At 72.4% G+C, this 12,251-nt stretch carries 10 protein-coding genes; all 10 read right to left on the reverse strand.

The window, feature by feature from the left end; translation table 11 throughout:
- Positions 1-31: 31 nt before the first annotated feature.
- The 10 genes from AF1_RS04685 to ilvC all read right to left on the reverse strand — a co-directional run bounded on the left by AF1_RS04685 (position 32) and on the right by ilvC (position 12,236).
- Positions 32-1,135 (reverse strand): branched-chain amino acid aminotransferase, encoded by a 1,104-nt coding sequence (locus AF1_RS04685; protein ID WP_067793750.1) that lies wholly within the window; start codon positions 1,133-1,135, stop codon positions 32-34.
- 165 nt (positions 1,136-1,300) lie between these two features.
- Entirely contained in the window at positions 1,301-2,368 is a 1,068-nt protein-coding gene (locus tag AF1_RS04690) for a 3-isopropylmalate dehydrogenase (RefSeq protein WP_067793751.1), read from the reverse strand.
- A 58-nt stretch (positions 2,369-2,426) separates the two neighbouring features.
- Positions 2,427-3,107: a (2Fe-2S)-binding protein gene (locus tag AF1_RS04695; RefSeq protein WP_067793752.1), complete on the reverse strand. Its 681-nt coding sequence runs from the start codon at positions 3,105-3,107 to the stop codon at positions 2,427-2,429.
- A 445-nt stretch (positions 3,108-3,552) separates the two neighbouring features.
- On the reverse strand, positions 3,553-5,142 hold the full coding sequence (gene serA / locus AF1_RS04700; protein ID WP_067793753.1) for a phosphoglycerate dehydrogenase: 1,590 nt from the start codon (positions 5,140-5,142) through the stop codon (positions 3,553-3,555).
- Positions 5,143-5,324: 182 nt separating this feature from the next.
- Positions 5,325-5,963, reverse strand: coding sequence for a thymidylate synthase family protein (locus AF1_RS04705; protein ID WP_242608852.1), 639 nt, complete (start codon positions 5,961-5,963; stop codon positions 5,325-5,327).
- A 339-nt stretch (positions 5,964-6,302) separates the two neighbouring features.
- Entirely contained in the window at positions 6,303-7,835 is a 1,533-nt protein-coding gene (locus AF1_RS04710) for a DUF2079 domain-containing protein (protein ID WP_067793754.1), read from the reverse strand.
- 55 nt (positions 7,836-7,890) lie between these two features.
- Positions 7,891-9,846, reverse strand: a complete 1,956-nt coding sequence (locus AF1_RS04715) for an FtsX-like permease family protein (protein WP_067793755.1) — start codon at positions 9,844-9,846, stop codon at positions 7,891-7,893.
- The gene (locus tag AF1_RS04720) at positions 9,843-10,559 is read right to left on the reverse strand and encodes an ABC transporter ATP-binding protein (RefSeq protein ID WP_067793756.1); all 717 of its coding nucleotides are present in this window, start codon (positions 10,557-10,559) and stop codon (positions 9,843-9,845) included. Before AF1_RS04720 ends, AF1_RS04715 begins: the two co-directional genes overlap by 4 nt.
- Positions 10,556-11,143, reverse strand: coding sequence for a PadR family transcriptional regulator (locus tag AF1_RS04725; RefSeq protein WP_067793757.1), 588 nt, complete (start codon positions 11,141-11,143; stop codon positions 10,556-10,558). The genes AF1_RS04720 and AF1_RS04725 overlap by 4 nt, the downstream gene beginning before the upstream one ends.
- A 109-nt stretch (positions 11,144-11,252) precedes the next feature.
- Entirely contained in the window at positions 11,253-12,236 is a 984-nt protein-coding gene (ilvC, locus tag AF1_RS04730) for a ketol-acid reductoisomerase (protein WP_067793758.1), read from the reverse strand.
- Between the last annotated feature and the right edge of the window lie 15 nt (positions 12,237-12,251).

Here is a 12,251-nt window from a genome sequence, read left to right on the forward strand (position 1 = left end):
GTCCGCTGCGGGGAGCCGGGCCGGTACACGATCAGGCGATCTTGTGAATCCAGCCGTAGGGGTCGGGACGGGTGCCGTACTGGATGCCGACCAGTTCCTGGCGCAGCCGCATCGAGATCTCGCCGGGCTCGCCGTCGCCGATCAGCCACTCCCGGTCCCGGCCCTTGACCCGGCCGACCGGGCTGATGATCGCGGCGGTGCCGCAGCCGAACACCTCGGTGATCTCGCCGGACCGGCAGCCCGCCTCCCACTCGTCGATGCTGATCTTGCCCTCCTCGGCGGGGACGCCGAGGTCGGGGGCCAGCTTGAGCATCGAGTCACGGGTGACGCCGGCGAGGAGCGTGCCGGTGAGCGCGGGGGTGAGGAGCCGGGCCCGCGTACCGGAGCCGTAGACGAACATGAGGTTCATCGAGCCGACCTCCTCGACCCAGCGGTGCTCCACCGCGTCGAGCCAGACGACCTGGTCGCAGCCCTGCGCGACGGCCTCGGCCTGCCCGGCGAAGGACGCCGCGTAGTTGCCGCCGAACTTGGCCTCGCCGGTGCCGCCGGGCGCGGCGCGGGTGTAGTCCTGCGACAGCCACACCGAGACGGGCCTGATACCGCGCGGGTAGTACAGCCCGGACGGGGACGCGATGACCATGAACAGGAACTCGCTCGCCGGGCTGTTGACGCCGAGCGCGCGGGTCGTGGCGAACATGAACGGCCGGAGGTAGAGGCTGTGGCCCTCGGCGTCCGGGACCCAGTCCCGGTCGGTGCGGACGAGCAGTTCGACGGCGTCCACGAACAGCTGCTCGGGGATCTCCGGCATCGCCATCCGCCTGGCGGAGCGGTTCATCCGGGCCGCGTTCATGTAGGGGCGGAACGCGACGACCGACCCGTCCGGCTGCTTGTAGGCCTTGAGTCCCTCGAAGAGCTCCTGGGCGTAGTGGAACACCTGGCAGGCCGGGTCCATCGGGATCGGCCCGTACGGTTCGAGCTTCGCGTCGTGCCAGCCCCGCTCCGCCGAGTACCTGATCGTGATCATGTGGTCGGTGAAGTGCCGGCCGAAGCCGGGGTCGGCCAGGACCGCCGCGCGCTCCTCGGCGGTCGCGGGCCGCTCGGTGCGCGTGATCTCGAAGTCCAGGGTGTCGCTCATCGCGGTTCGTCCTCTCGCGGATCGCCGGGCGGCCCCGTCGCCGCCTGTGGCGTCTCTAGTCCCTATTGTCGTACTTCGTCTAGACCTGCTCCTCCGCGCGGCGCATACGGAAATCCGGGCGCGCCGCGAGGGCACGCCCGGTCCGGCCGGATAGGCGGCGTGCCCCTATCCGGATACTCGCTTGGCGATCGCGTCGCCGATCTGGGACGTGGACCGCGCGCCGAGGGCGGCGCGCTCGGCCAGGTCGTCCGAGACGGCCTGCTCGACGCGGCGGGCGGCGTCGGACTCGCCCATGTGGTCGAGCAGCATGGCGACGGACAGGATCGTGGCGGTCGGGTCGGCCTTGCCCTGCCCGGCGATGTCGGGCGCGCTGCCGTGCACCGGCTCGAACATCGACGGGGCGGTGCGGTCGGGGTTGACGTTGCCGGACGCGGCGAGCCCGATCCCGCCGGCGATCGCGGCGCCGATGTCGGTGATGATGTCGCCGAACAGGTTGTCGGTGACGACGACGTCGAACCGCTGCGGCTGGGACACGAAGAACATCGTGGCCGCGTCAACATGGACGTAGTCCGTGGAGACCTGCGGATACTCCTCGGCAACTCGCCGGAGCGTCCGCTGGTAGAGATCGCCCGCGAAGGTAAGGACGTTGTCCTTGTGGACGAGCGTCAGCTTGGGACCAACCCCGCCTGCGCGGGGGGCGCGGGACGCGGCGACCTCGAACGCGTACCGGATGACCCGCTCGACGCCGAAGGCGGTGTTGACGCTCTCCTGCGTGGCGACCTCGTGCGGCGTGCCCTTCCGAAGGACGCCGCCGACGCCGGTGTACGGGCCCTCGGTGCCCTCCCGGACGACGACCATGTCGATGTCGCCGGGCGTCACGCCGGCCAGCGGGGTCGTGACGCCGGGGAACAGCTTGACCGGGCGCAGGTTGACGTAGTGGTCGAGTTCGAACCGGGTCCGCAGCAGCAGGCCGCGCTCCAGCGTCCCGCTGGGCACGCTCGGGTCGCCGACGGCGCCGAGCAGGATGACGTCCTGCTCACGCAGTTCGGCCAGGACCGAGTCGGGCAGCGTCTCCCCCGTCCGGTGCCAGCGGGCGGCGCCCAGGTCGTAGGTGGTCTGCTCGAACGTGAGGTCGCCGGGCACCGCATCGAGGACCTTCAGTCCCTCGGCGACCACCTCGGGGCCGATCCCGTCCCCCGGGATGACGGCCAGACGAATGCTGCGCGAAGCCATGCGCGCACTCTACTGCAAACGTCTCAGTGCGTGGGCTTCCATCTCGCATAACGGACATTCATCGGGCGAGCCCGCAATCCCCGCACATCCCGCCGCCCGGCACGCGGTAGTACAGGCAGCAGTTGTTCCGGACGAACCCGCCCGACCCGAACTCCCCCGCTCCGGCCAGCGGTTCCCGCCCGAGCAGTTCCCGCACGAGCGCGACCCGCGCGGGACCGGCGGGCCCGACATTGAGCCCCCCGGCAAGCGCGGACGCGGCATTCCCCCACACCAGCCCGTCCGCGAGCTTGACAAAGGTCAGCACCATGTCGCGGAACGGCCGCAGGCAACCGTCCACGATCATGGGGTGAATGAGAGCGGCGGCCTGCGCGGTGCTCTCGACCCGCCAGCCACGCGGCTCCGCGAGCCCCAGGGCGATCGGCTCGCCCGGCGCCCACCGCCAGCGCAGCCCGGCCAGATCCGGCACGATCCCGAGTGCCGCCGCCGCGACCACCGGCGACCACAGCCGGGACGCAAGCCCCTGGAAGACCAGCGAGGCGGCCACCCGCCGCTCGTCCGTCCCGAGCCGCTCGGCGTAATCCCCGGTCAGCGCCCGCAGCCGCGCGGCATCACCGGGAAAAGGCCGCCACGCGCGGTCCGCCGCCCCGGCGGGCGCCGTGACGATCTCGAAGTAGGGCCCGAGCCGGGCGACGTCGCGCAGCACTCCCGCGACCTCGGCGGGCACGACCTCGACCGGCATGAGCCCAGTCTCGCATCGCGACCGCTCAGTCCGCCCGGCGGTCCAGGGCGGTCTGCAGGGCGCGGGCGGCCTCTTCTTCGGCGTCGTCGGCGGGCGCGTTGGTCCAGGTGTCGTTCATGATGGAATGCTCCAGATTCGCTGAGCTGTGGCGAGAGGGCCGCCGGGAGGCCGTGGTTCGCACGGTCCGGCGCGAAAATCGGGCTCACGGCCAGGCAGAACCTCCGCAGCGGGTGCCGGCCTGCCGATGATCAGGCCCCGCTGCGGCAGCGAAGGATTACCACGAAGCGCCGCATGACTTCTTGCGAGATTACCTCCGCTCCAGCGGGGTTGTCCCGACCCGTGGCAGAGAATCTCAATATCTGAGACAAGGGAAGGGTGAGAAGCGCCACGGGCGGGCGCCCGGCGCAAGGCCGGACCGCCCGCCCGCGGGGACGAAAACCCCGGCTCAGCCGGTGAGCTCCACGCGGCGGCCCATGTCGGCGCCCACCTCGCGGGTGATGGCGTCGACGAGCTGCGGGGAGATGGCCGAGTCGACGGTCAGCGCGATCAGCGCCTTGCCGCCCTTGACGTCGCGGCCGACCTGCATCCCGGCGATGTTGACCTGCTCGTCGCCGAGCAGCTTGCCGACCGCGCCGACGATGCCGGGGCGGTCGACATAGGAGAAGAACGCCATGTGCTCGGTGGGCACGAGCTCCATGTTGTAGCCGTTGATCTCGATGATCCGCTCGGCGTGCTTCGGGCCGGTGAGCGTGCCGGACACCGACACGACGGCGCCGTCGGACATGGTGCCGCGCACCTGCACGACGTTGCGCCAGTCGGGGCTGTCCTCGGACGTGGTGAGGGTGACCTCGACGCCGCGGTCACGGGCGAGGAGCGGCGCGTTGACGAACGTCACGGCCTCCTCGACGACGTCCACGAACACGCCCTTGAGCGCGGCCAGCTCCAGCACCTTGACGTCGTGTTCGGCGATCTCGCCGCGGACCACCACGTCCAGCCGGACGGGGACGCCGCCGGCGAGCGCGGTGAAGATGCGGCCGAGCTTCTCGGCGAGCGGCAGCCCGGGCTTGACGTCCTCGGCGACCGCGCCGCCCTGCACGTTCACGGCGTCCGGCACGAACTCGCCGGACAGCGCGAGCTTCACCGAGCGGGCGACCTGCGTGCCCGCCTTCTCCTGCGCCTCGTGGGTGCTGGCGCCGAGGTGCGGGGTGACGATCACGTTGTCGTGGTGGAACAGCGGGCTCTCGGTGCACGGCTCGGTGCTGAACACGTCGATGCCGGCGGCGGCGACCCGGCCGTCCTTGATCGCGAGGTCGAGGGCCTCCTCGTCCACGATCCCGCCGCGGGCCGCGTTGACGATCCGGACGGACGGCTTGACCTGCCGCAGCTCTCGGTCTCCGAGGAGGCCGAGGGTCTCGGGCGTCTTCGGCAGGTGGACGGTGATGAAGTCGCTCTCGCGGAGCAGCTCCTCCAGCGTGACGAGCTTCACGCCGAGCTGCGCGGCGCGGGCGGCCTGCACGTAGGGGTCGAACGCGACCACGTTCATGTCGAAGGCGGCGAGGCGCTGCGCGACGAGGACGCCGATGCGGCCGAGGCCGAGGACGCCGACGGTCTTGCCCTGCAGTTCGACGCCGGTGTACCTGGAGCGCTTCCACTCGCCCTGTTTGAGCGCGGCGTGCCCCTGCGGGACGTTGCGCGCGGTGGCGAGGAGCAGCGCGATCGCGTGCTCGGCGGCGGTGACGATGTTGGACGTGGGCGCGTTGACGACCATGACGCCGGCCTTGGTGGCGGCCTCCACGTCGACGTTGTCGAGGCCGACGCCGGCGCGGGCGACGACCCGCAGCTTCCTGGCGTGCTGGAACACCTCGGCGGTGACCTTGGTGGCGCTGCGGACGATCAGCGCGTCGACGTCGGCGACGGCGGCCAGCAGCTGCTCCTTGTCACTGCCGTCGACGTGCCGGACGTCGAAGTCGGCTTCCAGCACGGCGATGCCGGCCGGGGAGAGTTCTTCTGCGACGAGGACGACGGGCTTGCTCAAGAGGAAACAGTCCTTCGGAAAGTGGATGTTCGTGTGCTGTGCAGGTGAAGTCGCGAGTCACCTCGTCGTGCCCTCGCCCCTGCCAGCGAGTCTATAACCCGTGGGCCGCCGCAGTCGGCGGCGGGGAAACACCCACCCTTAACTGCCGGTACGGGCAGTCCGGCCGGGTTCGCCCCGGTTCGTCAGGCCGCGTTCGGTTCCGGCACCGCGGCGAGCACGCACGCCACTCCCTCGGCGTCGGCGACGTGGATGTGCGGGACGTCCACGAACACCCGCAGCGGACCGGCCGGCAGCCCCAGTTCCTCGGCCACCTGCAACTGCACCTCGCGCAGCGGGATGTACATCAGGTAGCCGCGGTGGACGTTCTGCGACCGGAACATCGCCGTCATGATCAGCCGGTAGCCGCGGATGCGGAACGACAGCGCGGTCAGGGCGGGCAGCCCGTCCGCCGGCTCACCCGGGATCGTCAGCGAGATCCACGCGCTCGTCGTCCACGGCCTGGCCCGCAGCAGGTCCACCACCCACCGGATCTGGTCGTGCCCGTCCAGGTCGTGCAGCCTCGGCCAGTACCGCCCGCGGACGACACGGCGGGTGCGCTCCTGCGCCCGCCGGACCAGCCGCACCCGGTCGCCGTGCTCGTGCAGGATCGGGTCCTCCCAGCTCAGCGAGTTGATCTCGAACACCAGCGGGGGCCCCTCGATGATGGGACCGCCGTCCTCCAGCCCGGCCTCCCCGGCCGCCCAGACGTGCCGGAGCACGCCGATCCACGCCTGCCCGCACGTCTCCCAGCGCCGGACGTCCCTGTCCCCTCGCGCCGGCATGTCATGACTCCGCACCGTTATTCGGAGATTTACCTGCCCGCGGGATTGCCGCGCCGGCAGGGAATTGCGCGTCGCCTCCGGCCGATGACCTTCCGTTGCCCTCGATCAGCCTCACACCGCTCATGCACTCCGCCTCAACGCCCGCCGCGGCGGCGGTCACGTAAGTGTTCGCGCAGGTACTCCCAGTACCGGCCGCACCCGTCACCGCTTTCTTCAAGTATCAGGCAAAGTACCCAGAAAGGGTAGGGATATTTATCCCGGCGACACCTTCACCGGCTTTCTGACCGTGATCTTCCCCGTGGGTCACTGGACAATCCGTCCAAACGATCGTGAAATGCTTCACCAGGGATCGGGGGCGTCCCGGTGCAGCACGATGTAGCCCTCCCGCTGGAAGATCACCCGGTAGCCGGCGGCCTCCTGCCGGGCGACCCGCCGCCGCTGCTCGGCGACCGACGGGAAGGGGAACTCCAGCTGTCCGACGTACGCGACCACCCAGGGCGCGCCGCGCGGGTGCTCGTCCCACAGGAGCACGCGGGCGCGGGAGGTCAGCGCCGGTCCGACACCGTTCGCGGCCTCGACGAGCGCGCCGTCGGGGATCGTCGCGACCGCCGCCGATGCCGCGCGGGCGCGTTCGTTCGGCTGCCACAGCGCCGGATCGGCCAGGTACCGGTAGGCGAAGAACGGCACGCAGACGAGCGTGGCGGCCAGCGCCCCGGCCATCGGCGGGACGGGCGGGACCCGCCGCGCCGCCCCGAGCCGTCCGCGCAGCCGCGCCGCCCCGTCCACCGCCGCGAGGACGAGCACGGCGACGATGAACGCGTTGTAGTGATAGTGCGGCTCCCACCAGTTGCCGAAGCGGCTGGCGAGCATCCGCTCGGCCAGCAGCGGCAGCGCGGTCAGCGTCAGCGGGGAGGCGAGCGGCAGCAGGAGCAGCGGCAGGACGACCAGCGCCATCGTCACGACCTTCTGCGGCGGGTCGGCGAGCACGGTCAGGACGTCCCACGGATGGGTGAGCGCGTGCGCGGCGGCGTGCGGCACGTCCGGGCCGAGCGCTCCGTACGCCCAGTAGTAGCCGTTGTCACCGCCGAACGCCGCGATGAGGACGCGGGAGCAGACCCAGGTGGCGGCCAGCCCGACCACGACGTAGGTGAGGCCGGCGCGCCGGTCGCCTCGCGGCAGCAGGTCGCCGAACCCGCGGCGCTCGCCTTCCTGCTCGTCCGGACGGGTGAGCAGGTAGATGCCGAAGCCCGCGAGGAGGAGCCCCATGTCCTCCTTGGTGAGCAGCAGGAGGAACGCGGCCCCTGCCGCCTGGACCCGCCGTCCCGCGTCGTACCGCTCGACGAGCAGCGCCGACAGCAGCGGCACGAACGCGACCTCGTGGAAGTCGAACGCGAGCGCCTCGGCGATCGGCCAGGACAGCGCGTACGCGACGGCCGCGCAGTACGCGGCGCCGCGGCCGAGCCTGCGTTCGGTGTACCGCCAGATCGGCCAGATCGCGAGCGCGAACAGCACGGCCTGCGCGACCAGCAGCGTCTCCGGGCCGCCGTGGATCCAGTAGAGCGGCGCGAGCAGCGCCAGGATCGGCGAGAAGTGGTCGCCGAGGACGGAGAAGTGGGGGCCGAAGTCGTTGTGGACGCCCTTGACCATCGCGACGGGAAGATCGAACCGGCTGTAGGAGCGAACCGCCTGATCGAAGATCACCAGGTCGTAACTGCCGGTCCGGAAGGCGCGCAGCCGCATCAGCGAGTACGCCGCGTACAGCAGCGCGCTCGCCGCGATCAGCGCGGCGGGCGGCAGGCGGCGCCGGGTGCCTCCCCCGGCGCCGGCGGGGATCTCGCCGGCGGGTCCCCGCGCCACGACGATCTCCGCCACGCGCCGGACGCTACCATCGGTCCGGCGCGCGGCTGAGTTTCGGGCCACGCGTTTCCTAAGTCGGATTGCGACGCGTCATGGGCAGGTTCGACCGGGTGAACGCCCCGGCGACGAGCGCGGCGAGGAGCGGGAGGCCGACGGCGATGGCCGCCAGCAGCGCCCACGGGATGTCGATGATCGTGCCGTGCTGCGGCGCGCCGAACTCCTCGACCTGCGCCGTGAGCGGACGCGTCACCGCGATGCCGGGGACGAGGCCGCCCGCGATGCCGAGCCAGCAGCCCAGCACGGCGATGAACCCGGCCCGGCCCATGGTCAGCAGCCGGCGGGCGCGCGGTCCCGCGCCGACCGCGCCGAGCGTCGCGAGGTCGGGGCGGGCGTCGGCGGACGCCAGGCCCGTCGCGATCAGCGCGCCGCCGAACACCAGGATCGCCGCGGCCGCCCCGAGCGCCAGGGTGATCTCGTCGAACGACTTGGTGAAGCCCCGCTCGACGTAGACGGCGCCCTCGTCCTTGGAGAAGGAGTCCAGGACCCTGTCCAGCCGTGCCTGCTCGGCCTCGGTGACGCGGTGGTCCGCGCGGTCGATGCCGAACGCCTCCGTCCGGACGGGCAGCCCGATCCGCTCGGCGACCGCCGGGGGAACGATGGTCCGCACGGGCGAGTCGCCGGAGGCGGCGACGGCCGGCAGGTCCTTGATCGTCCGGATGGTGCGCTGTTCCTCGTTCGCCCAGTAGAACACCGTGGCGGTCACCTTGCCCTCGGCCGGCGGCCGCACCCCGAACAGCACGACCTTGCCCGCGTTCAGCGCGGAGGTGACGGCTGGGTCCTCGGCGCCGAGCAGCATCGCGGCCTCGCGGGGGCCGCCGACCACGTTGTCCATGACGACGGAGCCGTCGTACAGCTCGGAGCCCCCGGCGAACTCGACGCCGGGGCACTGCGCCGTGTCGCCGGGCGGGCAGGCGGTCCCCGGTCCGGGCAGGGCCTTCAGCGTGCGGACGGGCACACCGGGCAGGGCGCGCCAGACGGCTTGGCCGACCGCGTCCGCCCGGTCCAGCGGCGGCCGGACCAGCGCCGACCCCATGGGCAGTTTCGGCTGGTACTCGATCTGCCGCTGCCGGAAGTCACTGGCGCCCCCGATGGCCAGCGCGGTGATCCCGGCGACGGCGGCCATGATCGCGGCGACCGCGGGTGCGGTGCGGGACCGGTTGCGCGCGGCGTCCCGGACGGCGAAGCGCAGCGGCATCGGCAGCAGGGGGGCGAGCCGCCCGGTGGTGCCGACGAGCCACGGGCAGGCGAGCACGAGCCCGATGATGACCAGCGCCGCGCCGGCCGCCGCGCCGAGTTCCCGCCACTGCCGGGTGCCCCACACCGACAGCGTGAGGCCCGCGAGGACGAGCATGCCGCCGGCGATCGGCCAGCCGCGGCGGGCCGGGCCGGGCGGTTCGCGGCGGCCGGCGAGGGCGGCGACGACGTCCATCCGGGCGGCCTGCGCGGCGGGCACGAGCGCGGCCAGCAGCCCGCTGCCCGCGCCGAACAGCATCGTCAGGGCGACGGCGAGCCACGGCACCGCCAGGGACGGCGCGTCGCCGCCGGTGGCGCGGTTGACGATGGACGCCGAGGCGATGCCGAGCGCGGCCCCGCCGACCGCGGCGGCCCCGCCGAGCAGCAGCCCGCTCGCAAGGACCGTGGCACGCAGGTGCCGGCCGCTGCCGCCGGCCGCCGCGACGAGCGCGAGGTCGCGGCGGCGCCTGCGGACGTCCACCGCGAACGCCGGGCCCGCCAGCAGGACGATCTCCAGCACGACCATCGCGAAGATCATCGCGAGCACGGCGCCCTCGCCGGAACTCGACTGGGCCGGTTCCGGCTCTGCCGCCCCGGCCGTGCGCCAGAGCACGGCCAGGGCGACGACGGCGGCGACCGGCAGCCCGATCATGCCCAGGATCAGCGCCGTGCGCCCCTTGGCGCGCTGCGCGTCCTGCCGGGCGAGGCGCAGCGCGAATCGGTAGCGATTCACTTCGCCTCCTGGAGCAGGGTCTCGGGCCCGGAGCGGTCTGGGGTGGCATCGACGATCCGGCCGTCGCGCAGGAACACGACCCGGTCGGCCCAGGCGGCGTGCCGGGACTCGTGCGTGACCATCAGGCAGGACGCGCCCGCGTCGCAGCGGCCCCGCAGCACCCGCATGACGTCCTCGCCGGTGTGGCTGTCGAGCGCGCCGGTCGGCTCGTCGGCGAGGACGAGCCGGCGGTCGCCGACGAGCGCGCGGGCGATCGCGACGCGCTGCTGCTGGCCGCCGGACATCTCGTCCGGGAACCGGTCGGCGAGTTCGGCGACGCCGACCTCGCTCAGCGCGTGCCGCGCCTCCACGCGGGCCTGGCGGGTGCGGACGCCGTCCAGTTCGCGCGGCAGCATGACGTTCTCGGCGGCGGTCAGGCTGGGGATGAGGTTGAGGTCCTGGAAGACGTAGCCGACGGCGCGGCGGCGCAGCGCCGAGCGTTCGGCCCGGCTGAGCGCGCCGAGGTCGGCGCCGTCCACGACGACCTGCCCGGACGTGGGCGCGTCGAGGCCGCCGGCGAGCGTCAGCAGGGTCGACTTGCCGGAGCCGGAGGGGCCCATCACCGCGACGAACTCGCCCGGTGCGACGTCCAGCGTCACCTCGGCGAGGGCGTGTACGAGACCTGGCCCCGTCCCGTGGTCGCGGGAGACGCCCCGCATGGACAGGACGCTCATCGCCGCGCCTCCTCGTCGGCCCGTGCGGGCGCCTCGGCGGGAGCCGCGGGTGCGGGCGGCTCGGCGCGGACGATGTAGGACTCGCAGTGGTCCAGCCAGCGCACCTCGGCCTCCGCCTGGAAGATCATGGATTCCAGGACGAGCCGCCACGCGCGGTCGCCCTGGTCGGCGGGGACGGCGGGCGCGTCGGCCTTCAGCCGGGTGAGGTCCTGGAGAGAGCGCAGCGTGGCGGTGCGCTGGACCTGGACGACGCGGGCGGCGTCCACGCCGGGGGTGGTGACGGCCATCGCCAGCTTGATCGCCAGTTCGTCGCGCGGCCGGTCGGACCGGACGAGCGGGGTGGCGAACCACCGCCGGACGTCCTCCTCACCCGCCGGGGTGATCCGGTAGACGAAGCGGCCCTCACCGTCGGCGCCGACGCGGGTGACGAAGTCGTCGCGTTCGAGGCGGGAGAGCGTGGAGTAGACCTGGCCGATGTTGAGCGGCCAGGTGGCGCCGGTCGAGGACTCGAACTCGGCGCGCAGCTGGTAGCCGTAGCGGGGCCCCTGGGACAGCAGTGCCAGCAGGCCATGACGGATCGACATGCCTACCAAGTATGCATACGGAGTATGGCTCTCGCAATACCGAGTATGCATCCAATGCGCGAAGGCGCGGGGGCCAGGTGGCCCCCGCGCCTTCGGTGCGAAGCGCGGACTAGTCGTTCAGCCAGCTCATCATCGGACGCAGCTCCGCCCCGGTCTTCTCGATCGGGTGCCCGGCCAGCTCCTCGCGGTACTGCTGGAACTGCTTCTGGCCGCCCTCGAACTCGTCCACCAGCTCCTTGGCGTACTGCCCGGACTGGATCTCGCCGAGGATCTTCTTCATCGCGGCCTTGGTCTCCGGCGTGATCACGCGCGGGCCGCGGCTGTAGCCGCCGTACTCGGCGTTGTCGGACACCGACCAGTACATCTTGGCGATGCCGCCCTCGTACATGAGGTCGACGATCAGCTTCATCTCGTGCAGGACCTCGAAGTAGGCGACCTCCGGCTGGTAGCCGGCCTCGGTCAGCACCTCGAACCCGGTCTTGATCAGCTCGGAGACGCCGCCGCACAGCACGGCCTGCTCGCCGAACAGGTCGGTCTCGGTCTCCTCGGTGAACGTGGTCTTGATGCCGCCCGCACGGAGCCCGCCGATCGCCTTGGCGTAGGAGAGGGCCAGCGGCCAGGCGTTGCCGGACGCGTCCTTCTCCACCGCCACGATCACCGGCACGCCGCGTCCGGCGACGAACTGGCGGCGGACGAGGTGCCCCGGCCCCTTCGGCGCCACCATCGCCACGTCCACGCCCTCCGGCGGCTGGACGAGGTCGTAGCGGATGCTGAAGCCGTGGCCGAAGAACAGCGCGTCGCCCTCCACGAGCGCCGGCTTGATGTCCTTCTCGAAGATCTCCCGGTGGTGGTGGTCAGGGGCCAGCAGCATGATGAGGTCGGCCTCCTCGGCCGCCTCCGCCGGGGTGACCACGCGCAGGCCCTCGGCCTCCGCCTTCTCCCGGCTCGCCGACCCCTCGCGGAGCCCGACCCGGACGTCCACGCCGGAGTCGCGCAGCGAGAGCGCGTGCGCGTGCCCCTGGCTGCCGTAGCCGATGATCGCCACGTGCCGGCCCTGGATCACGCTCAGGTCGGCGGCGTCGTCGTAAAACATCTCAGCCACAGTGCT

The sequence above is a fragment of the Actinomadura formosensis NBRC 14204 genome (assembly GCF_001552155.1).
In the GTDB taxonomy this organism is placed as follows: Bacteria; Actinomycetota; Actinomycetes; order Streptosporangiales; family Streptosporangiaceae; genus Spirillospora; species Spirillospora formosensis.